Here is a 24,662-nt window from a genome sequence, read left to right on the forward strand (position 1 = left end):
GCACCCGGGTCCAGCGGTCAGGGGTGGTTGACGACGTTGACCGGGACGGTGCCCGGGGGTGTCACGCCACCGACGTCGTTGATCACGTGGGTGATCGTCCCCTGGTAGTTCAGGGACACGGTCAGCAGGTTGTGCATCCGCACGCCGGGGGTGTTGGGCACTTCGAAGGCGTGGTAGGCGCTGACCGAGGGGTTGACGTTGAAGAAGCAGTAGCTGCCCAGGCCCCACGCCTCGTGGTTGGTGACCGAGTCGGCGACCTTGTAGGCGGCGTAGCCGTTGAAGCCGTTGGGACTCCTCCAGCTCGCCTGGTTGGGCACGTCGTAGGGCATCTCGTTCTGGAAGAAGATGGTCCGGCCGTTCTGGCCGTTCCAGATGACCTGGTACTTCTGGTAGTGCTCGACGAACAGACCGGTGGCGAGCACGTTGTTGCCGTTGACGATCACACCGGTGTCGCCGGTGGCCTGGGTCCAACCCCAGGTGCCCGCGTTGCCGTGGTCGGCCCGCCAGGCCCAGATGTGGTCGATGACCGTGTTGGCGCTGTTGACGACCAGGCTGGTCGTCGCCTTGCCCGCGATGGCGCCGCCGATGCGGAAGAAGACGTCCTGGACGGTGGTGGGGTTGGTGGCGTGCGACGCCGACGAGCCCGCCGGGCCGACGGTCAGGAGGGCGGCGGAGTTGGTGGTGCCCGCGTCGAAGAGCAGGCCCTTGAGGCGGACGCCGTCCACGTCGGCCACCTGCATGGCGTTGACGCCGTTGTCCGGGATGAGCGTGGGGTAGCCGATGCCGAGGACGACGGTGTTGGCCTTGGTGACGTTGAGGGTCTGGTCGAGGTGGTAGATGCCCGGGGTGAACAGCAGGTGGCACCCCGAGGCGAGGGCCGTGTTGATCGCCGAGGCGGTGGCGCCGGGCTTGACCACGAAGAACTGGCTCATCGGCAGCGACGTGCCGGGGGTGCTGCCGCCCGCCCAGCTCGGGCCGGAGGCGTTGGTGCGCAGGGCGGGCTGGAACACGCGGTACCTGCCCGCGCCGTCGATGTAGAGGTAGGGCACGTCGCGGGAGACGGGGGTGGTGGCGAGGGTGGTCTCGGGCGGGTTGGGGAAGGTGTTGGCGGGGGCACCGGACGTGCCGGAGAACACCATGTTCCACACGCCGCCCGCCCAGCTTCCGTAGGCGCTGTCGCGGGTGTACCACTGCTGCTGCGACACCGACGCGGTCTGGCCGGAGACCTTCGAGTCGGCGATGTAGCCGCCGCTGGCGAAGCCGTAGCTGGCCGGGTGGAGCTGGAGGTCGCCGCGGATGTCCATGCGGCGGAACGGCGCGGCCTGGGCCACTGCCCAGCGGGTGGCGCCGCTGCTGGGGTTGACGGCCAGGTTCTCCGTGGAGCGCCAGAAGTTCTGCAACGCCACGCCCTGGTCGGACTCGTTGAACGCGTCCACGGTGATGTCGCCGTTGATCACCACGTCGCCCGGGTTCTGGCCCAGGCCCGCGACGGAGGTGTAGTAGCCGACGTTGTCGCGCACGGCGTAGGTGCCGGGCTTGAACAGGTGCGCGACCCGGCCGGTGCCCATCTGCGCGGTCAGGGTGTCCTTCTGCGCGGCGAAGTCGGCGTCGAGCCGGGCCTGGATGGTGGCCGCGGGCATGCTCGGGTCGAACACGCGGGTGTTGGGGCCGAAGTCGGGGGTGTCGGACTGGGTGGGGCAGGTCGCCGCGGAGCCGCCGATCGTGTACGACGCGGTCGCGGTGGCGGAGGTGGTCAGGCCGCTCTTGAGCGCGATCGCCTTGACGGTGCGCGACGAGGGGACGCTGATCGGCGTGGAGTACAGCGTCGAGGTTGCCGTGGGGGTGGAGCCGTCGACGGTGTAGCGGATGGTCGCGCCGCTGGTCGCCGTCGAGAGGGTGACCGCCTGCGCGGTCGCGTACGTGCCGCCCCCGGGGCTGAACGTCGGGGCCGCGACCGAGCCGGTGCCGCCGCCGTGGGTGTAGGTGAAGTGCGGGGTGTCGTACTGCGGGCCGCTCTTCTCGTAGGTGAACCAGTAGTCCAGGAGCGAGCCGGTGCTCAACGACCCGACCGTCTGCCGCCAGGTGCCGCCGGACTCGGTCATCCGGAGGTTCTGCTGCCCGCCGCCGTTGACCTGGTAGTGGATGTCGACGTACCGCGCGACCGTGGTCGGGGTGAACACCACTTGGGCCTGGGAGGTCGACACCTGCGTGGCGCCCTGCGTGTAGTCGGCCGCCGCCGACGCCGTGCCGCCGGTGGCGACCAGCGCGGAGAGGGCCAGCGCCGCCGAGACGACCAGTGCACCCGGTCGCCACGTCCGCCTTTTTCGCATCACGAGATCACACCCCAATGACGAAGGTAGTAGCCGCGGACGACCAGTCCCGGGGTGCGCCCATTGGACTAGACCATAAACGGCGATCCGCCGTCGGCGATAGGGACATCCGGTGGAATCCGCGCGCCCGTACCGAATACGGTCATTCCGGCCCACCGCGGGCACCCCCGGCGCGATACTGCGGTGGGAGGTCCGATGGCGAAGAAGGTGCGGCGGCGTCCGCTGGTCGGCGGTGTGGTGGTCGGGGTGCTGCTGCTCCCCATCGCGGTCAACATCGCGACGGACGCGCTGCCGGAGGGGTGGGGCCGCTTCGCCTGGATCGGCCTGCCGGTCTCCCTGGTGCTGACCGTCGTGCTGGCCGTGCACGAACGCCGCGCCGACGCCCGCCCCGCCGCGCTCGAACCCCTCCCCCGCTCCCCCGCGCCCGCCCGCGACGGGCTCGCCGACCGGCCCAGCGCCCTGCTCGACGCGCGCAGCGCGGTCGTGCCGTTCACCGGCCGGGAGCCCGAACTGGCCGCGCTCACCGCGTGGCGCGACGCCAAGACCACCGGCGCGTCCGCGCTGCTCCTGCACGGTCCCGGCGGCCAGGGCAAGTCGCGGCTGGCGGCCCGCTTCGCCGAGCTGTCCGCCGCGGACGGGTGGGTGGTGGCGCAGGCCCGGCACGGCGTCGCCCCCGACGACGCGACGGGTGGTCGGGCGAGCAAGCGCAGGCTGCTGGTGGTCGTGGACTACGCCGACCGGTGGGCGCACCCGGAACTGGTGGCGCTGTTCGCCGACCCGGCGCTGGCCGGGCCCCGGGTGCGGGTGCTGCTGATCGGCCGGACCGTGCAGTGGTGGGCGGCGCTGCGCGGCGAACTGCGCTCGACGGGCGTGGCGGTGGGCGACCTGCTGCTGGGCGAACTGGCCGAGGAGCCTGCCGACCGCGAACGGGCCTTCACCGCCGCCCGCGACCGGTTCGGAGAGGTCCTGGAAGTGCCCGAGCCGATCACCGAGCCGGTGCCGGACCTCGACGGCCCCGACTACGGGCAGGTGCTGACGCTGCACATGGCCGCGCTCGTGTCCGCCCTGACCGTGCGCTTCCCCGGCGAGCCGATGCCGCGCGGGGTCGAGGGCATCGCGGCGTACCTGCTCGACCGCGAGCGCATGGGCTGGCGCAGGCTGCACGGCACCCGGCAGCTCGGCGAGGAGTTCGACACCCCGCCCACGGTGCTGGCCCGCGCGGTGTTCACCGCCGTCCTGGGCGGTCCCGCCGCGCACGCCGACGCCGTGGCCCGGTTGGCGGGCCTGCGCCTGGAACCGGCCGAGCGCGTCCTGACCGACCACCGGTTCTGCTACCCGCCGCGCGACCGCGCCCTCGAACTGGAACCGCTCCTGCCCGACCGGTTGGCGGAGGACTTCGTCGCACTGCTGCTGCCCGGCCACGACGTCACCGGCTACGACCCGGACCCGTGGTCGGCCGACGTGCCACGGGCGCTGCTCGGCCTCGACCGGCCCGACGAGCCGGACCCGGCGGTGACCGCGCGAACCGTGACCGTGCTGGCCTCGGCCGCCGACCGGTGGCCGCACGTGGCCGGGCGGCTCGGCGACCTGCTGACCGAGCGCCCCGACCTGGCTGTGCGCGCGGGCAGCGCCGCCCTGGCCGCCCTCGCCACCGCCCGCCACCTGGACACCGACGTGCTGCTGGCCGTCGAACCGCACTTCCCGGCAGGCCGCCGGGCCGACCTGGACGCGGGCGCGGCCGCGGTCACCGACCGCCTCGTCCGCGAGCGGGTCGACGACCGGACCCGGCTGCACGACGCCGCGTCCTGGTACTCCCGGCTCACCACCCGGCTGGGGCACGCGGGCCGGAAGGCGGAGGCGGTGCGGGCCGGGTACCGGGCGCTGGCCGCCCTGGACCGGCTCACCGAGCTGGACCCGGGGGCCCACGGCGCGGACCGGGCGATCTGCCTGATGGACATCGGCGGCTTCCTGTCCGACCTGGGCAGGCACCGGGAGGCCGTCGAGCACACCGGCCGGGCCGTCGACCTGCTGCGCGAGATCGGGGACCGGCCCGCGCTGGCACTGGCGCTGTCCAACCACGGCAACCAGTTGCAGAACACCGGCAAGCGCGGCCCGGCGGTGGCGGCGGCGCAGGAGTCCGTCGACCTGCACCGGGCGCTGGCGGGCACCGCCCTGGCCGACCCGCCGCGCTTCGCGTTCGCGCTGAACGGGCTGGGCACCCGGCTCATGGCGGTGAACCGGGCCGCGGAGGCGGCCGGGGCGCTGGCCGAGGGCGTCGCCGCCTACCGGCCGCTGGTGGCCGCGGACCCGCAGGCGCACCTGCCCGGCCTGGCGCGGGCGCTGACCAACCTCGGCACCGCGCACGTCCGGCTCGATGCCGCCGACGAGGCGCTGCGGTGCTCGGCGGAAGCGGTGTCGATCCGGCGCGGGCTGGCCGAGGCCAACCCCACGGCGTACCGCGCCGACCTGGCGCTGTCGCTGCTGAACCACGCGGGCAGGCTGTCGGCCGTCGGCCGCGACGGCGAAGCGGTCGAGGTGGCGGCCGAGGCCGTGGCGGCGGCCCGGCGGCTGGTCCGGCTCGACCGGATCGCGCACGAGCCGGTGCTGGCCCACGCGCTCGCGGCCGAGGGCGCCGTCCTCGCCGAGGCGGACCGGGAGCGGGCGGTGGGGTCGCTGCGCGAGGCCGCCGGGCTGTACCGGCGGCTGGCACTGGTCGACGACGGTTATCAGCCCCACGTGGAGGTCGTGGTGCGGAACCTGGACGTCCTGGGCGGGCGGCAGCCACCGGAACAGCCGGGCACCGCCGCCGTGGCGGCGTTCAACGAGGGCGTGCGGCTGGCGCAGGCCGGTCGGGTGGCCGAGGCGGCGGAGCGCTACCGGTGGGCCGCCGAGGCGGGCCTGCCGCAGGCGATGTTCAACCTGGGGCACCTGCACCTCGACGGCGACCGACCCGTCGAGGCGGAAGCGTGGCTGACCCGCGCCGTCGCGGCGGGCCAGACCGCGGGCTGCCACGACCTGGGCGTGCTGCACTGGCAGCGGGGCGACCGGGGCACCGCCCGGAAGTGGTTCCGCCGGGGCGCCGAGGCGGGGGCGACGAACGCGATGATCTCGCTGGGCGCGTCCCTGTGGTCCGACGACGACCTGGACGGCGCCGCGACCTGGTTCACCGCCGCCGCCGAGGCCGGGGACGCCGAGGGGGACTTCCGCCTGGGGCTGCTCCGCGCGGAGCAGGACCGCCCGGCCGACGCCCGCACCCACCTCGAACGCGCGGCCGAGGCGGGCCACACCGGCGCCGCCCGGGAACTGGCCGACCACCTCATGCGGAACCAGGAGGTGCGGGAGGCCAAGGGGTGGTGGCGGGTCGCCCGTGCCAGGGAGGAACCCACCGCCGAGCCGCCACCCGCCCCCGCACCGCCGAACCCCCTCACCGAAGTCGCCCGGGAACGCGGTGTGCCCGTGGTGTCCTTCACCCCCAACCAGGGCATCGAGTTCGCCGCGGCCGTGCTGGCGCGGACCGTCGGCGGCCTCCTCGCGGCGGGCCGCGTCGACGACGCCCTCGCCGCCTACCGCGAGAGCATCGACTCGCACGGCCGCCTGCTGGCCGGGCACCGCGCGGGCAAGTTCCCGATGGGCGACGACATGCTCCACAGCGTGCTGCGCCGATGCGCGATGACCAAGGCCGAACTGGCCCACCTCGAACACGACGCGGGCCACGGCGAGGCCGCGCTGGCGCACAGCGAGGAGGCCGTGGCGGAGCTGGGCGCGCTGTCCGCCCGCATCGGCGACGCGCTGTCCCTCGCCCGGGCGCAACTCGTCTTCGCCTTCGTGCGCCAGCAGCGGGGGGTCGACACCGAACGGGCCGCGGAGGTGATCGCCGAAGCCGTCGCCGCCTTCACCCGGCTCGTCTCGGCCCACCCGGAGGCCGTCCGCGACCTGAAGAGCGCCTGGACCATCCAGGGCCTGCTCGGCGATCGCTGAACCGCGCCCGGGTCACCGGTCGCCGAAGATCCGGGCGTGGAGGTCGCCTGCGTGCGCGGTCGGCGACGGCGGTCCCGGGACGATCCGGAAGCCGTCGGTGGCGGTCAGCGACAGCGCCGGAAGGGCTCCGTCGTGGACAGTGCGGGCCAACTCGTGCAGGTGGGTCACGAAGACGACCCGGACGTCCAGGTCGACGAAGGCGTGCAACACCTCCGTGGCGATCGCGGCGGCCTCCCGCTCGTCGGTGGCGGCGAAGGACTCGTTGCACAGCACCAGCGCGCCGGGGGTGACCAGGTCGACGACCCGGCTCATCCGGGCCAGTTCCTCGTCCAGCTTGCCGCTGGTCATCGCCCGGTCCTCCGCCCGGGTGAAGTGCGTGCACACCCCGGTCGCCACCGACACCGCGAAGTCCCGCGCCGCCACGACCATGCCGCACTGCGCCATCAACTGGGCGAGTCCGAGCGCGCGCAGGAACGTCGACTTGCCACCGCAGTTGCGCCCGGTCACCAGCACCAACCCGGACCCGGACGCGTCCAGGTCGCCGCCCACCACGGGACCGCCGGTCCCCAGCGCCAGGCAGGGTTCGGCCAGGTCGCGGGCGGTCAGCACCCGTTCCCCCGCCGGGTGCAGCCGCGGCAGGCACGTCGGGACGCCGAGGCCCGCCAGCGCGTCGACGAGGTTCAGGCAGCCGATGTGGAAACCCAGTTCGTCGCGCAGCGCCACGAAGAAGCCCAGGACGTGGTCGGCGGACCGGGCGGCGGCCTCGGCGACCGGCGCCAGCGCCCGACCGCGGAAGGCCGCCAGCGCCCGCCAGTCCTGCTCGTGGTGACCGGTGATCGTGTGGACCAGCCCGGACTTGCGCAACCGCCGCGGCACCGCCCCGCGCCCCGGCCCCGGCGGCTCGTGCAGCCGGAAGTCCACGCCCTTGCCACCCTCCCCCAGCCGGGCGCTGAGCACGATGCCGTTGTCGAAATCCATCGTGCGCAACAGCTCTTCGACACCGTCGAGGTAGGCCGCGCCGACGTGGGTGCGGACGTCGGCGAGCAGCGCGGTCAGCCCCGCCGAGTGGAAGTCGCGGCCGTGCCGGTCGGCGAACGCGCCGAGTTCGCGCAGGAAGCCGCAGAACAGGCCGAGCACCCGCCGCGAGCGGTTGAGCAGCGGCTCGGCCTGCCCGCTCGCGGCCCCGCGCAGCACCGTCCGCTCGGCGGCGACGGCCCGGCGGGCCAGGTCGTGCAGGGCGCGCACGGCGCCGGGGTGACGGAGGCAGTCGGCCAGCACGTCCTGGCGGTGGCGCAGCACGGCCAGGTCGGTCAGCGGGGCGAGGACGGTGGCCCGGACCAGGTCGCGCAGTTCGTCGTCGCCGTCGGCCATGGCCGCCACGAGCGCGTCCAGCCGCAGGTCCTCGACCACCTCGGGGTTGACCGGCGCGGGGGCGGTGGGCGCGGAGTCGGCGGGGGCGAGCAGGGCGGGCCTCACCGGCGGACCCGGGCCAGGATGCGGGCGCGGGTCAGGCCGTGCTTCTCGGCGACGGCGACCGCGTCGGCGTACCCGTCGGCGGGTTTGCGCACGACCCGGTAGGTGCGCGCGCCGTGGTCGTCGAGGGTGCTCACCATGCTCACGGTCGTGGGACCGGCCCGCGACAGCTCGTCGAGGAAGCTCACCCACAGGCAGGGCACGTCGAGGCGGGTCAGCGCGTCCAGGACGGTGAGGCTGAGCGCGCGGGCGTCGTCGCCGGTGGTGGAGGTGAAGACCTCGTTGAGCACGACCACGCTGCGGGGTGTGGCCCGGTCGAGGATGTCGCGCATCCGCACCAGTTCCTCTTCGAGCTTGCTGGCCACGCTGTCGGAGCTTTCGGCACGCGGGTAGTGGGTGAACACCCGGTCGGCCAGGGACAACCGCACCTCGTGGCCCGGCACGGGGCAACCCAGCGCGGCGAGGTGGTAGAGCTGCCCGAAGGTGCGGGACAGGGTGGTCTTGCCGCCCTGGTTGGGGCCGGAGACGACGAGGACGCGTTCGGCGCCGGAGAGTTCGAGGTCGTTGCCCACCACGGGCTGCCCGCGTTCGACAAGCTGGGCGGCCAGGGCCAGGTCGACCGCACCGCGCGCCAGGAACGCCTTGTCGGTCGCCGACACCCGGGGGAAGCAGGTCGGGATGCCCGCCGCCCGCAGCGGGGCCAGGTGGTCGAGGTAGGCGAGGTGGAAGCGCAGCTCCGCGTCGAGCCGGTCGAGGTCCGGGGGCAGGAGGTCCGGGAGGTCGCGGTGGCGGTCGTGGAAGGCGGCCAGGTCGGCGAACAGCTCCGGGTGCAGGCGGGCCACGAGGTCCAGCACCGCCGCCTCCACCTCGTCCAGCCCGAGGTCCGGCGGGGGTTGCGGCGGCTCGGCCGGGTCGCGGCGGAACCGGGCGAACGTCGCCAGCACGCGGTCGGCGAAGTCCCCGGGGGAGGTCGGGTCGTGCTCGGCGACGGTGACCCGGTCCTGCTTGAGCAGCAGGTCGTAGCGGACCTCGCCGAGCCGCCGCAGCAGGTCCGCGGCCCGCTCGCGCACCGCGGGGAACTCCCCGTGCCCGACCCACTCGGCCAGGTCCGCGCGCAGCCCCCGCAGCCCCGCCGACCCGGCCGCGTCCAACCCCCGCGACAGCGCCACCACCGCGGCGGACCAGTCGAGCACGACGTCCACGAACCACCACCCGGCCTGCGGCTGGTGGGTCATCCGCCGCAGCATGCCCAGCCGCCGCCTGGTCCGGGCGGCGGTCGCGGTGAACCGCCGCACCGGCTCGGCCACCGCCGGGTCGTCCAGGTCGCGGAACACCGCCTGCCGCGCCTCGACGTCGCGCACGTCCCGCACCCCGGCGTGGAAGTACCCGGCCACCACCGCGTCGTCCCCGGCGACCGCGTGCACCACCTGGTCGAGGTTGAGGTCCGCGAAGCAGTCCGGCCGCTCAGCGGCCGAGAACCCCACCAGCACACTCCTGATCCCCACCCCGGCACCCTAGTGCCGAACCCGGGACGCGCCGACGGGTTTCCGCGAATGACCTGTGCCCGGCTCCTGGCAGAGTCCTGGCCCGGAGCAGTCGAGAACGGATGGTGGTCGCACGTGCCCGATGTCAGCGGGGAGACCGCACCGGGGTTCGAGGGGGTGCGCGCGGCGTTCGCGGCCAACCTCGACGGCGGGCAGGAGGTCGGCGCCGCGGTCTCGGTGTACCTGCACGGGCGCAAGGTCGTCGACCTGTGGGGCGGGGTGGCCGACCCCGAGACCGGCCGCCCCTGGGAGCGCGACACCCTCCAGGTCGTCTACTCCACCACCAAGGGCGTCACCGCGGCCTGCGCGCACCTGCTGGCCCAGCGTGGTGAGCTGGACCTCGACGCGCCCGTCGCCGAGTACTGGCCGGAGTTCGCGGCCAACGGCAAGGCGCACATCCCGGTCCGCTGGCTGCTCACCCACCAGGCCGGGCTGTCCGCGCTCGACCGACCGCTCACCCCGGCCGAGGCGATCGTCGGGGAGCCGGTGGTGGCCGCGCTCGCCGCGCAGCGCCCGGCCTGGGAGCCGGGCACCGCGCACGGCTACCACGGGCACACCCACGGCTGGCTGGTCGGCGAGGTCGTGCGCCGGGTGACCGGGCGCAGCCTCGGCGCGTTCCTCGCCGAGCAGATCGCCGCACCGCTCGGCCTGGACTTCTGGATCGGGCTGCCGGAGGCCGAGCAGCACCGGGTCAGCCGCGTGCTCATCCCCGAACTGGACCCGACCGCCCTGGGCGCGGTGGACCTCGACGCGCTGCCCGAAGCGGTGCGCGACGTGATCGCCGCCTACCTCGACCCGACGTCGCTGACCGCGCGGTCCACGCTGACCGTCGTCCAGCCCGCGCTCGACCTCAACGACCCGGCCGTGCGGGCCGCCGAGATGCCCTCGTACAACGGCATCGGCACCGCCCGCGCGCTGGCCCGGTTCTACGCCGCGCTCATCGGCGAGGTCGACGGGCACCGCGTCCTCGAACCCGACACCCTCGCCGCGGCCACCGCGGAACGGGCCGCGGGGGTCGACCTCGTCCTGCGCGTACCCGTCCGGTTCGCCACCGGCTTCGGCCTCCCCACGCCGGACGCCTTCTGGTACAGCCCGACGGCCTTCGGCTTCTCCGGTCTCGGCGGGTCGCTGGGCTTCGCCGACCCCGCCGCCGGGCTCGCCTTCGGCTACGTCATGAACCACGTCCTGGAGGGCGTGCCGGACCCGCGGGCCGCGAACCTGGTGGCCGCGGTCAACGACGCGGTCCGGGGAGTCGGCGAACCCCACCGGTGACCGCCGGACCGGCGCAGTGCCGGGTGAGCACCGGTGTCGCGCCGTTGTCCGCCAGGAACCCGACCAGGACCCTGGCCAGTTCCTCCGGCTGGTCCTCGGGGATCAGCGTCGACGAGTCGGCGATCTCGACCAGCTTCCCCAGCGGCAGCAACCCGGCCAGCCGCGGACCGTGCTCGCGCGGCATCATCGCGTCCTGCTCGGCCCACACCACCAGGGCGGGTCGGTCGAACCGGGCGAGTTGGGCGGTCCACTCCAGCAGCACCGGCGCCTCGGGGGTGCCCGCGGCGAACTTGCGCAGGTCGCGGCGGATCGCCGCGCTGCCGGTCGCGGGGGCGAACCACCCGTCGAGGACGTCGTCCGGGACGCCGCGCAGGCTCACGCAGCCGAAGGTCTTCCTGCTGTGGCGGAAGAACCCCGTGCCGAGCAGCTTCATCATCAGCCACACCCCGCCGGGCAGCGCGGACAGCGCCACCAGCGGCCGGGCGGGTGGCGGCGGGAAGTTGTCGAACGCCTCGCAGGCCACCAGCACCAGCCGGGCCACCCGGTCGGCGCGGCCCTCGCTGACGAGGAACTGCGGGCCGCCCCAGTCGTTCACGACCAGGGTCACGCCGGTGAGGTCGAGCGCGTCGAGGAAGTCGGCCAGGATGTGCGCCAGGCCGCGCTGGGTGAGGTCGGCGTCCGGGTGCATCGGCGTGCGGTGCCCGCCGAGCGGCAGCGTCGGCAGGATGCAGCGGTAGCCCGCCAGGTGCGGGAGGACCTTGCGCCACTGGGTTTCGTTCATCGGGAAGCCGTGGGTGAACACCAGCACCGGCCCGGCGCCCCCGGTGTCCTGGTAGTCGATCCCGCCCGCCGGGAGTTCCACACGAGGCACCGCGAACCCTCCAGGATCTGTGAGATTGTTTCCGACCATACTCCGAACCGCCGAGTTCCGAGTTCCGGGCGACAACTACACTCCGCCCGCCGGAAGAGGAGGTCGCGGTGGACAAGTACGACGTCAAGAAGGCGCACAGGAACCTCTACTCCGCGCCCTCGAAGGAGTTCACCCTCGTCGACGTGCCCGAGTTCCGGTACGCAGCGGTCGACGGCCGGGGCGACCCGAACACCTCACCCGAGTACGCGAACGCGGTCCAAGCCCTCTACTCGGTGGCCTACACGGTGAAGTTCACCTGCCGGAGAACCCTCGGTCGGGACTTCGTGGTCGCTCCGCTGGAGGGGTTGTGGCGAGCCGACGACCCCACCGCGTTCCTCGCGCGGCGCAAGGAGGCGTGGGAGTGGACCATGATGATCGGCCAGCCGGACTGGGTCACCGAGGACGTGTTCCGGGCCGCGATCGACGAGGTCGCGGAGAAGAAGGACATCCCCGCGCTCGGACGCGTCAGGCTGCTCACCCTGACCGAGGGGACCTGCGCCCAGATCCTGCACATCGGCTCTTACGACGACGAAACCCCGACCCTGGCCCGCCTGCACGAGCACTACCTGCCCGACAACGGCCTGACCTTCAACGGCGACCACCACGAGATCTACCTCAGCGACGCACGGCGGACCCCACCCGCCAAGCTCAAGACGATCCTGAGGCAGCCCGTCAAAGCCGAGTAGCCCGTGCAGGAGGTGCCCCCTGCACGGGCGGTGCGACACACCGTCCGAAGTGGACGGGCGGTTTCAGAGCGGCTTCTGGGCGACCACGATCGCGTAACCGGACTCGGGGATCTTGCTGAAGCGCACGGCGTCGACACCGATCTTCTCGGTGACCTCCGCGGGCATGCCGTAGTCGGCTTCGATGCGCTCGGCCATGGAGCGGAAGCCGTCGTCGACCGCCTGCATGGTGCGTTCGAGGATGTGGTCGCCGATCTCGACCAGCTCGACCAGCTCCAGGCCCGCGTTCTCCACCTTGGCGGGGATCTCGGAGAGCTTGTTGTACTGGCAGCGCACCGAAGCGTAGTAGGCGTCGAGGAATTCCCTGGTCGGGGCGTCGACGGGGGCCCGCTCCACGCAGTCGGCGACCACGAGGCGCCCGCCGGGCTTGAGGACCCGGGCGATCTGGGCGAGGGTCGCGCTCCAGTCGGCCACGTGGATGAGGCACTCGCTGGACCAGGCGTGGTCGAAGGACTCGTCCTCGAAGGGCATGGCGTTGACGTCGGTGTGCTGCACCGTGATGACGTCGTCGAGCCCCTCGGCGGTGACCCGCTCCTGGGCCAGCTTGAGCTGGTAGGCGCCGATGTCGATGCCCACCACCGACACGCCCTTGGTGCGGACGGCGCGGACGGCGGGCGCGGCGTTGCCGCACCCCACGTCGAGGAGCCGCTGGCCCGGTAACGGGTTGACCCGGTCGAGCATCATGTCGGTCATGCGGTTGGTGGCCTCGGCCATCGAGGCGTTGTCCTCGTCGTTCTCCCAGTAGCCGACGTGCATGTTGCCGCCGAGGATCACGATGGAAGCCTCGGTGAGCGCCGCATACTGGGGGTTGATGTCGTCGACCTGTGTCGTCATTGTCCCAATCTATCGGTATCGGAGGCTTGTCGTCCTTGTCTTGATCAAAGACCCGACAGCGCCACCGCGACGATCGGCGACAAGCGGAAATCGGACGCGCGACAGGGGTGGACCTGTTGCGGAACAACCCGATCGGACCTGTCCCGGGTGTTTCGCGGCCTGCTAGTGCGCGGGCCGCGCCTGCTTCCGCACGCGGAAGCGGAGCATGGTGACCGCGCCCGACCGGGTGTTGCCGATGGGTTCCAGGTCGACCCTGCCGAGTCCGGGGGGCGAGAAGCGGACACCGTCGCCGAGCAGCACCGGCAGGACGTACACCAGGACCTCGTCGACGAGCCCGTGCCGCAGGCACTGGGCGGCCACGTCGGCACCGAGGACCTCCAGGTCCTTGCCACCCGCGGCGGCGCGGGCGGTGGCGACGGCCTCCTCGATCCCGCAGGTGAGGAACGTGACGGTGGGGTCCGGTTCCGCGGGGGGCTCGTGGGTGAGGACGAACTGCGGTCCCCCGTCGTAGCCGGTGTCGTCGGCGGACATGCGCTTGGCGACCTCGTAGGTGCCCCGGCCGACGAGCATGGCGCCGGTGGCCGCCATGACCTCCGGGAACACGTCCGCGGTCAGGTGCTCGGCGATCCAGCCCATCGCGTGGTCGGGACCGGCGATGAAACCGTCCAGCGACATCGCCCGGTTCACGACCACCTTGCCGGTGCCCACACCACTCATGCGTCTCTCCAAGAATCCGAAGCCCGAGACCGGAGCATAGTGCGACCCGCGTACCCCACCGCCCACCACTGCCGATCCCGGTCGGCTCGCACTGGCCCCTCCCGATCAGCGGCGACCTGCGGTGGGCGGCGCGGGCCACGCCGCGCCCACGCCACCCCAGTCCACTCGCGACACCGTCACCCGTCCAGCTCGACCCTCGGCCACACCGCGAGGTCGCGCAGCAACTGCCGGTCGTGGGTGGCCACGACGACCGCGGCGCCGGTTGTCAGCAGGGCCGCGGTCAGCTCGTCGACCAGGGTCATCGACAGGTGGTTGGTCGGCTCGTCGAGCAGCAGCACGCCCGGGCGGGCGCCCAGCACGACGGCCAGTTCCAGGCGGCGCCGCTGCCCGGTCGACAGCTCGGCCACCGGCCTGCCCAGGTCGGCGGCCGACAGGAGCCCGAAGTGCCCGCCGTCGCCCAGCACCTCGCGCACGCGGCGGCCACCCGAGGGGGCTGATTCCTGGCCGAGGTAACCGATTCCGGGGGTGCGCCGGGCCGTGCCCGTCGTGGGTCGGAGCTGTCCGGACAGGACGGACAGCAGGGTCGACTTCCCGGCGCCGTTGCCCCCGGTGACCACCAACCGGTCCCCCGACCCGACGGCGAGCGACACCGGCCGGTCCAGCCTGCCCGCGACCCGGACCCCGTCGGCGGCGAGCAGGGTGGCGCCCGGGCGGGTGGGCAGCTCCGGCATCCGGAACCGTGGCGGCGGAACGGGTTCGGTGATCGCGTGCCGGTCCAGGTCGTCGCGGCGGCGGTGCACCGCGCGGACCAGGGCCGGGGCTCGGGTGGCCCGCTGGTGCCTGCCGGTGCCCTTGTCCGGGCGCCAACCGGCGACCAGGCGGTTCCGCGCCGCCGAGAGGTCGTCGGTCAACCGGGCGCGCTCGGCCACCTGCCTGTCGTACTCGGCGGTCCAGCGCTCCAGTTCGGCGGCGCGCCCGGCCCGGTAGCCTGCGAACCCGCCGCCGTGGGCGCGTGGCGCGCCGTCGCGGCTCGGGTCGAGGTCGAGGACGTCGGTGACCACGTCGGACAGCAGCGCCCGGTCGTGGCTGACGAGCACGACCCCGCCGGGGTGCGCGCGCAGCCGGGCGGTGAGGTGGGCGAGACCGGCCGCGTCGAGGTGGTTGGTGGGTTCGTCGAGCAGCAGGAAGTCGTGGCCCGCGCCGAGCAGGCAGGCCAGCCGCACCCGGTAGCGCTGCCCGACCGACAGCGCGGCCAGTGGCCGCTCCCGGTCGGCGACGGCGCCGAGCCCGGCGAGCGCGGTGTCCACCCGCCGCTCGGCGTCCCACGCGTCGATCGCCTCCGCCGCTTCCAGTGCCGCTGCGTAGTCGTCCTCGGCGCCCGGTGCGCCGCCCGCGAGGGCCGCCGCGGCGGCGTCCACCGCGGCCAGGGCCGCTCGTGGGCGGGCCAGTTCGACGGTCAGCAGGTCGCCGACGGTGCCCGTCGCGGGAACCTCCTGCTCGGCCAGGCCGGTGGTCCCGACGCACCGCACGACACCCGCGTCGGGGGCGAGGCGCCCGGTGAGCGCGTGCAGCAGCGTGGTCTTGCCCCGACCGTTCTCGCCGACGACGCCCCACCGCGACCCGGGCGCCACGGTCAGGGCGACTCCGTCCAGCACGGTGCGGCCGCCTCGGCGAACCCGCAGGTCCGTGGCGGTGAGTTGGGCGCGTGTGGACGCGCGGGCAGGAGAGCGCATGGTTCTTCCTCGATGACCCCGGGGCACGGCGTGCCGGATTCGACCCCGGGCGCGGCGCGGCCGGGGTTGGGCGGTGGGCCCGCGCGGAGCGCGGCCCGGGGTCGCCTCAGAGGAAGAAGAGTTGCTGCACGGAGTGGACGATAGCGGCGGCGCCGCGGGGGTGCAGCCGAAATATCGATCACCTGTCCGAGTGGCCCGGGGAGGCAGTCGGGTGGTCTTCCTTGTCCTGTTTGCCCCGGCGTGCCAGATTGTCACTCTGCGTGTCGTACACATCACACGGTTCCGGTCCGTGATGCGCCCGTACCCGCGGGTAGCGTTAGTTAGCGCAGGCAACTAAATGCGCTCGGGTCCGATGAGGTGCCCCCGCGTGACGGGCAAAAGGGGCTGACAATGACGATGCTTTCGCCGTCCGACACCACCACCGACTCCCGCGCCGCCGCGCTGCGCGCGAACGACGACCAGGTCCGGGGCGCCACACCGCTTGCCGAGGTCGAAGCGGTGGTGGGCGACCCCGGGGTGCGGCTCGCGCCGACGCTGGAAGCGGTCATGACCGGCTACGCCGACCGGCCCGCCATCGGCGAACGGGTGCGGGAACCGGTGCGCGACCCGGCCACCGGGCGCACCACCGCCCGGCTCGCCGCCACCTACACGACCACCACCTACGGCGAGCTGTGGGCTTCGGTGACCGCGGTCGCCGCCGAACTGGCGCACGACGCGGCGAACCCGTTGCGCGCCGGGGACTTCGTCGCCGTCCTCGGGTTCACCAGCGGGGACTACACCACGATCGACCTGGCGTGCCTCCGGTCGGGCGCGGTGGTCGTGCCGTTGCAGGCGGGCGCGCCCGCGGGCCAACTGGCGCCGATCGTCACCGAGACCGCGCCCAAGGTGCTGGCCACCAGCGTCGAGCGGATCGACACGGCGGTCGAGGTGGTGCTGACCACCGAGTCGGTGCGCCGCGTCGTGGTGTTCGACCACCGGCCCGAGGTCGACGACGAGCGCGCGGCCGTCGACGCGGCGCGGCGGCGGCTGGTCGAGGCTGGGTCGACGGTCACCGTCGACCCGCTGGTGGCCGTCCGCGAGCGCGGCGCCGCCCTCCCGGCGCCGCCGGTGTTCACCCCGGCCGAGGACGAGGACCCGCTGGCGCTGCTGGTCTACACCTCCGGCAGCACCGGCGCCCCCAAGGGCGCGATGTACCCCGAGCGGCTGGTGAAGGCGCTGTTCGGCTGGTCGTGGAGCAGCAGCGACATCCCCTCGCTCGGCTTCAACTTCATGCCGATGAGCCACCTGGCCGGGCGGGTGGCGCTGTACGGCACGTTCGTCCGCGGCGGCATCGCCCACTTCACCGCCCGCAGCGACCTGTCCACCCTGTTCGAGGACATCGCGCTGGTCCGCCCGACCGAACTGCTGCTGGTGCCCAGGGTGTGCGACATGCTCTTCCAGCGCTACCAGTCCGAAGTGGACCGCCTCGGTCCGGGGTCGGAGGACGCGGTGAAGGCCGACCTGCGGGAGAACTTCCTCGGCGGCCGGGTGCTGCACGCGACCGTCGGCACCGCGCCGATCTCCGCGGAGATGTCCGCGTTCGTCTCCTCCGTCCTGGGCATCGAGCTGCACGACGGCTACGGGTCGACCGAGGCGGGCGGGCTGATGATGGACCACCGGCTGGTGCGCCCGCCGGTGCTGGACTACAAGCTGGTCGACGTCCCCGAGCTGGGCTACTTCACCACCGACACCCCGTACCCGCGCGGTGAGCTGCTGGTGAAGACCGCCACGATCATCCCCGGCTACTACAAGCGGCCCGACGTCACCGCCGAGGTCTTCGACGAGGACGGGTTCTACCGCACCGGCGACATCATGGCCGAGACCGCGCCGGACACCCTGCACTACGTCGACCGGCGCAAGAACGTGCTCAAGCTGTCGCAGGGCGAGTTCGTGGCGGTCTCGCACCTGGAGGCGGTGTTCGCGTCCAGCCCGCTGGTGCGGCAGATCTACGTGCACGGCAGCAGCGAGCGGGCGTACCTGCTGGCGGTGGTCGTGCCGACCGACAAGGCGCTCGCGGCGGCGGGCGGCGACGCGGGCGCGCTCAAGGCGCTGCTGGCGGAGTCGTTGCAGCAGGTCGGGCGGCAGGCGGAGCTGAACTCCTACGAGGTCCCGCGCGACCTGATCGTGGAGACCGAACCGTTCAGCAACGAGAACGGCCTGCTCTCCGACGTCCGCAAGCTGCTGCGGCCCCGGCTCAAGGAGCGCTACGGCGAGCGCCTGGAACAGCTCTACCGCGACCTGGCGCAGGGTGAGGTCGACGGCCTGCGGGCGCTGCGCGGTTCCGCCGGTGACCGGCCCGTGCTGGAGACAGTCGGCCTGGCCGCCGCCGCGCTGCTCGGCCGGTCCAGCACGGAGATCAGCCCGGAGGCGCACTTCACCGACCTGGGCGGCGACTCGCTCTCGGCGCTGTCGTTCTCCAACCTGCTGCACGAGACCTTCGGCGTGCAGGTGCCGGTCAGCGTGATCGTCAGCGCGGCGAACGACCTGCGCGGGATCGCCAGGCACATCGAGGCCGCCCGCGAGTCCGGCACCCGACGCCCCACCGCGGCCTCCGTGCACGGCGTGGGCGCCACCCGCGTGCGCGCCACCGACCTGACCCTGGACAAGTTCATCGACGCCCGCACCCTCGCCGAGGCGCCGGGCCTGCCCCGGCCGACCGGGACGCCGACCACGGTCCTGCTGACCGGCGCGAACGGCTACCTGGGCCGCTTCCTGTGCCTGGTGTGGCTGGAACGACTGGCCGCGACCGGCGGCAAGCTCGTCTGCGTCGTGCGCGGCAGTGACGCCGAAGCGGCCCGCGCCCGGCTCGACGCCGCCTTCGACAGCGGCGACGCGGACCTGCTCGCGCACTACCGGCGGCTGGCCGCCGAGCACCTGGAGGTCGTCGCGGGCGACATCGGCGAACCGGACCTCGGCCTGGACGGGCCGACCTGGGAGCGGCTGGCCGACGGCGTCGACCTGATCGTGCACCCGGCGGCCCTGGTCAACCACGTGCTGCCCTACGACCAGTTGTTCGGGCCGAACGTGGTCGGCACGGCCGAGCTGATCCGGATGGCGATCACCAGCCGGGTCAAGCCGTTCGTGTACCTGTCCACGGTGGCCGTGGTCGAGGGCCGCGAGTTCGCCGAGGACGCCGACGTGCGGGTGGCGAGCCCGGAGCGGCCGATCGACGAGTCGTACGCCAACGGCTACGCCAACAGCAAGTGGGCGGGCGAGGTGCTGCTGCGCGAGGCGCACGACGCGGTCGGCCTGCCGGTGCGCGCCTTCCGGTCGGACATGATCCTCGCCCACACCCGCTACACCGGGCAGCTCAACGTCCCGGACATGTTCACCCGCCTGCTGTTCAGCGTGCTCACCACCGGCCTCGCCCCGCGCTCGTTCTACCGCACCGACGGCGACCGCCCGCGCGCCCACTACGACGGCCTGCCCGCCGACTTCACCGCCGAGTCGATCACCGCCCTCGGCGCGGGCGCCACCGAGGGCCACGCCACCTTCAACGTCCTCAACCCGCACGAGGACGGCCTCTCCCTGGACGTGTTCGTCGACTGGCTGGTCGACGCGGGCCACCCGATCCAGCGCATCGACGACTACGCCGAGTGGATCGCCAGGCTGGAGACCGCCCTGCGCGCCCTGCCGGAGAAGCGGCGCCAGCACTCCCTGCTGCCGCTGCTGCACGCCTTCGCCCACCCCGCCGAACCGGTCGACGGCTCGCACATCCCGGCCACCCTGTTCCACAAGGCCGTACGCGCGGAGAAGATCGGCCCCGAGCAGGACATCCCCCACCTGTCGGCGGCGCTGATCACCAAGTACGCCGACGACCTCAAGGGATTGGGCATCCTCTGAGGAGCGGGTGGTCGGTTCGCGCACCCCACGTGCGCGAACCGACCACCGCGCCGAGACCGGCGCTGTCCGTTGCGTTGGTATCAACGAGTGAACATGTTCCGACACCACCACTCGGAATGCCGCACTAAGTACGGTTCCGGGCAAGGGGAGCACCGGTGCCGCATCACCCGGATCGACAACGTCCGCCTTGGGGATTCCGTGCGCCGGTTCCGACGAATGGTCATGTCGGCCGTCCTGCTCGCCTGCGCGGGCGGCATGGCGGTCACCTCCGCCGCTGTCGCCGACCCGGCCCGTGCGCCGCACACCTCGACGGCTCACCGGACGAGACGTTCGCCATCTGGTCGGACCGGGACGTGGTGCACGCCTGGCCCGGGCACAGCGGGTGGAGCACGATGACCAACGGCGCGGCCGACAGCCTGATCAGGGTGGACTGGGACCCGAGCACCGGCTACCGGCTCCTCGTGGCCAACGTCAACGGGAGTGGCCACTGGTGCACCAGCTACCTGCCCTCCCGCGGTTGGAACAACTGGTTCAAGTGCTGAACCGCACTCGGACCACGGCACGGGCACCGGGCGGCGCGGGGGGCCCGGGGCGGTGCCACGCCGGTCCGGCGTCAGTCGCGCAGGTAGTGCAGGACGGCCAGGGTCCGGCGGTTGAAGCCGGGGGTGTCGGGCAGGTCGAGCTTGTCGAAGACGGCGTTGATGTGCTTCTCCACCGAGCTCCGGGAGACCGACAGCGCCTCGGCGATCCCGGTGTTGCTGTGGCCCTGCGCCATCTTCTCCAACACCTCGCGCTCCCTGGCGGTGAGCCGGGTCAGCGGGTCGACGTGGCGGGTGCGGGCGAGCAGGCGCCGCACCACCTCCGGGTCGAAGGCCGCGCCCCCCGCGTGCACCCGGTCCAGCGCGTCGAGGAATTCCCCGACCTGCATGACCCGGTCCTTGAGCAGGTAGCCGACGCGGCCGCCGTCGGCGGTGAGCAGGTCGGTGGCGTAGCGCTTCTCCACGTACTGCGAGAGCACCAGCACACCCACCCCCGGCCAGCGCTCGCGGATCTGCAACGCGGCCCGCAGCCCCTCGTCGGTGTGGGTGGGTGGCATCCGGACGTCGGTCAGGACCACGTCGGGGCGGTGGCGCCCGGTCTCGGCGAGCAGGGCTGCCGCGTCGCCCACCGCGGCCAGCACCTCGTGGCCCTCCTCGGCGAGCAGCCGGACCAGGCCCTCGCGCAACAGGGTCGAGTCCTCCGCGAGCACTAGCCGCACGGCAGCTCCGCGGTGACGACCGTCGGCCCGCCCGGTGGGCTGTCCACTGTGAACACCCCGTCCACGGCCGCGACCCGCCGGGCCAGGCCGGACAGCCCGCTGCCCGCCGGGTCGGCTCCCCCGACCCCGTCGTCGCCGACCCGCACGACGACCGCCGACCCGGTGCGGCTGACCTCCAGGTCGATGCGGGTGGCCGCGGCGTGCTTGTTCGCGTTGGTCACCGCTTCGCAGGCCACGAAGTACGCGGGGACCTCCACCGCGCCCGGGGGCCGCTCGGCGAGCGAGTACACCAGCCGCACCGGGACGCCCGCGGTCTCGGCCAGGGCCTCCAGCGCCGGGTGCAGGCCGCCGGAGTCCAGCGCGACCGGGTGGATGCGCCAGGCGACCTCGCGCAGGTCGAGCAGGGCGCGGCCGGTCTCCTCGTGCGCCTGGCGGAGCAGGTCGTCGACCGGGGCACCCGCGCCGGTCCGCCCGCTCGCGCGTGCCGCCCGGCCCAGCAGCACACCCAAGGCGACCAGCCGCTGCTGCACCCCGTCGTGCAGGTCGCGTTCGATCCGCCTGCGCTCCTCGTCGACGGCCGCCACCACGTCCGCGCGGCTCACCGTCAGCTCCGACACCCGGCGCCGCAGGAGTTCCCGGGCGGTGGGGCCGAAGAAGTGCCGGGCGAGGCGGCGGTCGAGTTCGGCCACGCCGATCAGGCCCTGCACGGTGAGGAACACCAGCAGGGTGCCGAACAGCACGAAGGTGAACGGGTCGTACCAGTCCAGCCCGTCCGCGACGTCGAAGCTTCCGGGTGCCCCGCCCGCGAGCACCTGGGCCACCATGATGACCGCCGACACCGCGCCGAGGAGCACCAGCAGCAGCACACCGGCCCCGAGCCCGCCGACCACCCACCGCACCCCCAGGTACTGCACGGCGCGGTGACCGGTGCAGCCCTCGGCACCGGCCTGGCCCAGGTACCCCTCGATCCGGCGGCGCTCGAACCCGGCGATCGCCCCGGCCGCGCCGAACACCCGCTCCCGCAGCGGGGGCACCGCGAGCGCGGGCACCGCGACCAGCAGGAACCCCAGCTCGGCGAACGCGCTGGCGCCACCGAGGGCCAGCCCCGCCGTGCGCCGGGCGGCGTGGCGCACCGGGTCACCGAGGACGAGGGCCATGGCCAGATCCTATCGACGCCCGCCCCTCGGGGCCCGCCTCGTCGCGCCGCGACCGCACCCGCACCACGACGAACAACGCGGCGGCGAGCACCACGGCACCGATCACCACCTTCTGGAACACCCCCGCGTATTCCTCGACCAGGTGCCAGCTCTCCCCCAGCCGGTAACCGGCGACGACAAAAACCGCGTTCCAGAGGAAACTGCCGGCCGTGGTCAGCGCGAGGAACTTCGCGAAGCGCATCCGCTCCACACCCGCGGGCAACGAGATGAAACTGCGGAACAGCGGGACCATCCGACCCAGGAACACGGCTTTGGCGCCGTGCCTGGCGAACCAGCGCTCCGTGCGGTCGAAGTCGGACACCTTCACCAGCGGAACCCTGCCCACCAGCGCCCGGGTCCGCTCCCGGCCGAGCAGCGCGCCGACCAGGTAGACGACGACCGCGCCGACGACCGACCCCACCGTGGTCCAGATCAGCGCCTCCGCCAGGCTGAACACGCCCCTGCTCGCGGAGAACCCGGCCAGCGGCAGCACGAGTTCGCTGGGGATGGGCGGGAACAGGTTGTCCAACCCGACCACCAGCGCCGCACCGACCCCACCGAGGGATTCCATCAACCCGACCGCCCAGTCGGCGAGACCACCGACCGGTTCGGGCGCGTTTTCGACAAGCAGGCGAACAGACATCGGCACTCTCTCCTGGGCGGGGATCTTCCATCCGACAACCAGGCTAGGAATGCGCGAGGTCCCGCTCAATGAAGACAACCGCCGACTTCGGTGGCGGAAATCCCCAGTGCGGCACTGCGGAAAACCTCAGGGCCAAGAGACTCGGCGGCGCCTCAGCAGTAGGTGTCCTCCGCCGCGGTGACGATCGCCTCGGCCTGCGCGGGGGTGATGCCGCCACCGAACCCCGCCACGCGTTCGACGAGGGTGGCGTGGGAGGTGCCCTTGGGCACCTCGTTGCACACGGCCTGCGCGATCAGCACCTCCGCGTCGCCGGTGGGGCTGACCGGCACCCCCGCCCCGGTGAGGGCGGCCAGGTAGGCCTCGCGCTTGGGCGGGCCGGGCACGCGGTTGCCCGTCGGCACGACCGTCGCCGCGGGCGGGGCGGCCTTCGGCGGCGCTGTGCTGACCGCCGGGGCCGACGGGACGCCCGCGGGCGCCCCCGGCACGGTGGTCGTGGTCACCGCGCCGGGAGTCGGGGCAGCGGAAACCGGCGCGTCCGCGGACGGCACCGCCGACGCGGACTCCGCGGTCGTGGGGGCGGTGGTCGTGGCAGGGGCGGACTCCGCCTCGAACTCGGGCGGCACGGTGCAGCCCACCAGCGCGAACACGACCGCGGCGACCAGCGCACCCGCACGCCCCGCACGACCCCGTGACTCCGACCCACCCATGCAGCGCCGACCTCCCGTAGAGACTCAGGGGGCCGACCGTACATCGCCGGTACCGGCGAATCCACCGGCCACGGGATTCGGGGCCGAGTCGCCCCGACCCGCCGCTGCGGCCGGGGCGTGGCCGTTGACGCGGGGCTTCCCGGTCCAGCGCGGGCTGTTCAACCACGCGCGCCCCGGCGCGCCCCGCGGCCGCTGGGGCTCGACGACACCCTGCTGCCCGGTGACGACCCGACCAACCCTGGGGCCCACGCGCGCGGACGACCTGGCCGCCCAGGCGCACCAGGTGTACCCGTACTCGGCGGCCACCGGGGCGACATCGACGTCACGGTGGCCGGGGCGCGGGCTGGTCCTCGGGCGCCCAGACCGCGAGGGTCGAGTGGTTGCCGGTCAGGTCGACCGCGTGCACGGTCATCGTGGTCGGTGGGGGCTTGCGCTCGGTGCGCAGGCCCAGCCGCTCGACGCCTTCGGTCTCGGTGGGGGCGAGGTCGGCGGCGCCCTCGTGCCTGCTGAAACCGGCGAACCGGTAGGCGATCTCCATCATGCGGTTGCGGTCGGTGCGGCGGAAGTCGGCCACCAGGTCGACCCCGGCCGCGGCGGCCCGGTCGGTCAGCCAGTTCAGCAACACCGTGCCCGCGCCGAAGGCGACCACCCGGCAGGAGGTCGCCAGCAGCTTCAGGTGCCACAGCGCGGGCAGCTTCTCCAGCAGGACCAGGCCGATCGCGCCGTGCGGGCCGAACCGGTCGGTCATGGCGACCACGAGCACCTCGTGGCCGGGGTCGTGCACCAGGCCGCGCAGGGTTTCGTCGGAGTAGTGGACGCCGGTGGCGTTCATCTGGCTGGTGCGCAGCGTCAGCTCCGCCACGCGGGCCAGGTCGGATTCGGTCGCGCGGCGGATGGCCATCTCCAGCGCGGCGGAGCGCAGGAACTCCTCGTCGGCCCCGGTGAACTCGGTGCGGGCGGCTTCGCGGACGAACGCCGCCTGGTACATCCGGCGGCGCTGCGACGAGTCCTCGGTGATCACGGCGGGGGTGAACTCGGGCAGCTCCAGCAGCCCGTCCACCGCGTCGTGGGAGTAGATCCGCACGTCGGGGAGGTGGTGGGCGACCTCGGCCCGTTCCAGCTCGGTGTCGTCGATGAAGGCGACGGTGTCGTAGGCGAACCGCAGGCGGTCGGCGATCGCCTTCACGGCTGCGGACTTGGCGCCCCAGCCGATCTGCGGCAGCACGATGAACTCGGCCACCCCCAGCCGCTCGACCCACTCCCACGCGTGGTCGTGGTCGTTGCGGCTGGCGATCGATTGGATGATCCCCCGCCTGTCCAGTTCGACGATCACCCTGCGGACCTCCTCGCGCAGGCGCACCTCGCCGTCCTCGAGCAGCACCCCCTCCCACAGGGTGTTGTCCAGGTCCCACACCAGGCACTTGACGGTGCCCATCGGCGGT

Annotated in this window: 17 protein-coding genes; 5 read left to right on the forward strand and 12 right to left on the reverse strand. The window is 73.4% G+C overall.

Translation table 11 applies throughout. The features are described from left to right. Positions 1 to 17 precede the first annotated feature (17 nt). Positions 18 to 2,330: a chitobiase/beta-hexosaminidase C-terminal domain-containing protein gene (locus UO65_RS23585; RefSeq protein ID WP_035286523.1), complete on the reverse strand. Its 2,313-nt coding sequence runs from the start codon at positions 2,328 to 2,330 to the stop codon at positions 18 to 20. 195 nt (positions 2,331 to 2,525) lie between these two features. Between UO65_RS23585 and UO65_RS33585 the strand changes: the two genes are divergently transcribed. Beyond that, positions 2,526 to 6,308: an AAA family ATPase gene (locus UO65_RS33585; protein ID WP_052021678.1), complete on the forward strand. Its 3,783-nt coding sequence runs from the start codon at positions 2,526 to 2,528 to the stop codon at positions 6,306 to 6,308. 12 nt (positions 6,309 to 6,320) lie between these two features. On the opposite strand, the gene UO65_RS23595 is transcribed toward UO65_RS33585, so the two are convergent. Both UO65_RS23595 and UO65_RS23600 read right to left on the reverse strand, forming a co-directional pair. Continuing rightward, complete coding sequence (locus tag UO65_RS23595) at positions 6,321 to 7,784, reverse strand: MutS-related protein (protein ID WP_035286414.1); 1,464 nt, start codon at positions 7,782 to 7,784, stop codon at positions 6,321 to 6,323. Next, the gene (locus UO65_RS23600) at positions 7,781 to 9,286 is read right to left on the reverse strand and encodes a MutS-related protein (protein WP_035286415.1); all 1,506 of its coding nucleotides are present in this window, start codon (positions 9,284 to 9,286) and stop codon (positions 7,781 to 7,783) included. The genes UO65_RS23595 and UO65_RS23600 overlap by 4 nt, the downstream gene beginning before the upstream one ends. A gap of 114 nt (positions 9,287 to 9,400) precedes the next feature. Here UO65_RS23600 and UO65_RS23605 point away from each other — a divergent pair, with 114 nt between their 5' ends. Next, positions 9,401 to 10,597, forward strand: a complete 1,197-nt coding sequence (locus tag UO65_RS23605) for a serine hydrolase domain-containing protein (RefSeq protein ID WP_035286416.1) — start codon at positions 9,401 to 9,403, stop codon at positions 10,595 to 10,597. Here UO65_RS23605 and UO65_RS23610 read toward each other — a convergent pair. Then, positions 10,557 to 11,468: an alpha/beta fold hydrolase gene (locus UO65_RS23610; protein ID WP_052021682.1), complete on the reverse strand. Its 912-nt coding sequence runs from the start codon at positions 11,466 to 11,468 to the stop codon at positions 10,557 to 10,559. The genes UO65_RS23605 and UO65_RS23610 overlap by 41 nt on opposite strands. 107 nt (positions 11,469 to 11,575) lie before the next feature. Here UO65_RS23610 and UO65_RS23615 point away from each other — a divergent pair, with 107 nt between their 5' ends. Then, entirely contained in the window at positions 11,576 to 12,193 is a 618-nt protein-coding gene (locus tag UO65_RS23615; protein WP_035286417.1) for a GyrI-like domain-containing protein, read from the forward strand. Positions 12,194 to 12,256: 63 nt separating this feature from the next. Here the strand turns inward: UO65_RS23615 and UO65_RS23620 are convergent, their stop codons facing one another. The 3 genes from UO65_RS23620 to UO65_RS23630 form a co-directional block, all read right to left on the reverse strand. Continuing rightward, positions 12,257 to 13,084 (reverse strand): class I SAM-dependent methyltransferase, encoded by an 828-nt coding sequence (locus UO65_RS23620; RefSeq protein ID WP_052021684.1) that lies wholly within the window; start codon positions 13,082 to 13,084, stop codon positions 12,257 to 12,259. Positions 13,085 to 13,246: 162 nt separating this feature from the next. Next, the gene (locus UO65_RS23625) at positions 13,247 to 13,801 is read right to left on the reverse strand and encodes a dihydrofolate reductase family protein (protein WP_035286418.1); all 555 of its coding nucleotides are present in this window, start codon (positions 13,799 to 13,801) and stop codon (positions 13,247 to 13,249) included. A 176-nt stretch (positions 13,802 to 13,977) separates the two neighbouring features. Further along, positions 13,978 to 15,534 (reverse strand): ATP-binding cassette domain-containing protein, encoded by a 1,557-nt coding sequence (locus tag UO65_RS23630; protein WP_035286419.1) that lies wholly within the window; start codon positions 15,532 to 15,534, stop codon positions 13,978 to 13,980. A 390-nt stretch (positions 15,535 to 15,924) separates the two neighbouring features. On the opposite strand from UO65_RS23630, the gene car reads away from it, so the two are divergent. Further along, positions 15,925 to 19,416 (forward strand): carboxylic acid reductase, encoded by a 3,492-nt coding sequence (gene car / locus UO65_RS23635; RefSeq protein ID WP_084176186.1) that lies wholly within the window; start codon positions 15,925 to 15,927, stop codon positions 19,414 to 19,416. 392 nt (positions 19,417 to 19,808) lie between these two features. Beyond that, positions 19,809 to 19,958: a hypothetical protein gene (locus UO65_RS36935; protein ID WP_161784502.1), complete on the forward strand. Its 150-nt coding sequence runs from the start codon at positions 19,809 to 19,811 to the stop codon at positions 19,956 to 19,958. A 71-nt stretch (positions 19,959 to 20,029) separates the two neighbouring features. On the opposite strand, the gene UO65_RS23640 is transcribed toward UO65_RS36935, so the two are convergent. The 5 genes from UO65_RS23640 to UO65_RS23660 form a co-directional block, all read right to left on the reverse strand. Then, positions 20,030 to 20,674, reverse strand: a complete 645-nt coding sequence (locus UO65_RS23640) for a response regulator (protein WP_035286420.1) — start codon at positions 20,672 to 20,674, stop codon at positions 20,030 to 20,032. Then, the gene (locus UO65_RS23645) at positions 20,665 to 21,831 is read right to left on the reverse strand and encodes a sensor histidine kinase (RefSeq protein WP_035286421.1); all 1,167 of its coding nucleotides are present in this window, start codon (positions 21,829 to 21,831) and stop codon (positions 20,665 to 20,667) included. Before UO65_RS23645 ends, UO65_RS23640 begins: the two co-directional genes overlap by 10 nt. Further along, positions 21,812 to 22,513, reverse strand: a complete 702-nt coding sequence (locus UO65_RS23650; RefSeq protein ID WP_052021685.1) for a DedA family protein — start codon at positions 22,511 to 22,513, stop codon at positions 21,812 to 21,814. Before UO65_RS23650 ends, UO65_RS23645 begins: the two co-directional genes overlap by 20 nt. A gap of 152 nt (positions 22,514 to 22,665) precedes the next feature. Then, positions 22,666 to 23,220 carry a DUF732 domain-containing protein gene (locus tag UO65_RS33590; RefSeq protein WP_084176188.1) on the reverse strand — a complete coding sequence of 185 codons (555 nt, stop codon included), beginning with the start codon at positions 23,218 to 23,220 and terminating at the stop codon, positions 22,666 to 22,668. 322 nt (positions 23,221 to 23,542) lie between these two features. After that, positions 23,543 to 24,655 (reverse strand): HAD-IIIC family phosphatase, encoded by a 1,113-nt coding sequence (locus UO65_RS23660; protein ID WP_035286537.1) that lies wholly within the window; start codon positions 24,653 to 24,655, stop codon positions 23,543 to 23,545. Between the last annotated feature and the right edge of the window lie 7 nt (positions 24,656 to 24,662).

The organism is Actinokineospora spheciospongiae, assembly GCF_000564855.1.
Taxonomy (GTDB): domain Bacteria; phylum Actinomycetota; class Actinomycetes; order Mycobacteriales; family Pseudonocardiaceae; genus Actinokineospora; species Actinokineospora spheciospongiae.

What these genes read in the sequence shown, in the direction of transcription:
- UO65_RS36935 (WP_161784502.1), top strand. Translation starts at nt 19,809, where the DNA reads ATGACCAACGGCGCGGCCGACAGCCTGATCAGGGTGGACTGGGACCCG.
- UO65_RS23620 (WP_052021684.1), bottom strand. Translation starts at nt 13,084, where the DNA reads ATGACGACACAGGTCGACGACATCAACCCCCAGTATGCGGCGCTCACC.
- car (WP_084176186.1), top strand. Translation starts at nt 15,925, where the DNA reads ATGACGATGCTTTCGCCGTCCGACACCACCACCGACTCCCGCGCCGCC.
- UO65_RS23630 (WP_035286419.1), bottom strand. Translation starts at nt 15,534, where the DNA reads ATGCGCTCTCCTGCCCGCGCGTCCACACGCGCCCAACTCACCGCCACG.
- UO65_RS23645 (WP_035286421.1), bottom strand. Translation starts at nt 21,831, where the DNA reads ATGGCCCTCGTCCTCGGTGACCCGGTGCGCCACGCCGCCCGGCGCACG.
- UO65_RS23585 (WP_035286523.1), bottom strand. Translation starts at nt 2,330, where the DNA reads ATGCGAAAAAGGCGGACGTGGCGACCGGGTGCACTGGTCGTCTCGGCG.
- UO65_RS33585 (WP_052021678.1), top strand. Translation starts at nt 2,526, where the DNA reads ATGGCGAAGAAGGTGCGGCGGCGTCCGCTGGTCGGCGGTGTGGTGGTC.
- UO65_RS33590 (WP_084176188.1), bottom strand. Translation starts at nt 23,220, where the DNA reads ATGGGTGGGTCGGAGTCACGGGGTCGTGCGGGGCGTGCGGGTGCGCTG.
- UO65_RS23650 (WP_052021685.1), bottom strand. Translation starts at nt 22,513, where the DNA reads ATGTCTGTTCGCCTGCTTGTCGAAAACGCGCCCGAACCGGTCGGTGGT.
- UO65_RS23660 (WP_035286537.1), bottom strand. Translation starts at nt 24,655, where the DNA reads ATGGGCACCGTCAAGTGCCTGGTGTGGGACCTGGACAACACCCTGTGG.
- UO65_RS23625 (WP_035286418.1), bottom strand. Translation starts at nt 13,801, where the DNA reads ATGAGTGGTGTGGGCACCGGCAAGGTGGTCGTGAACCGGGCGATGTCG.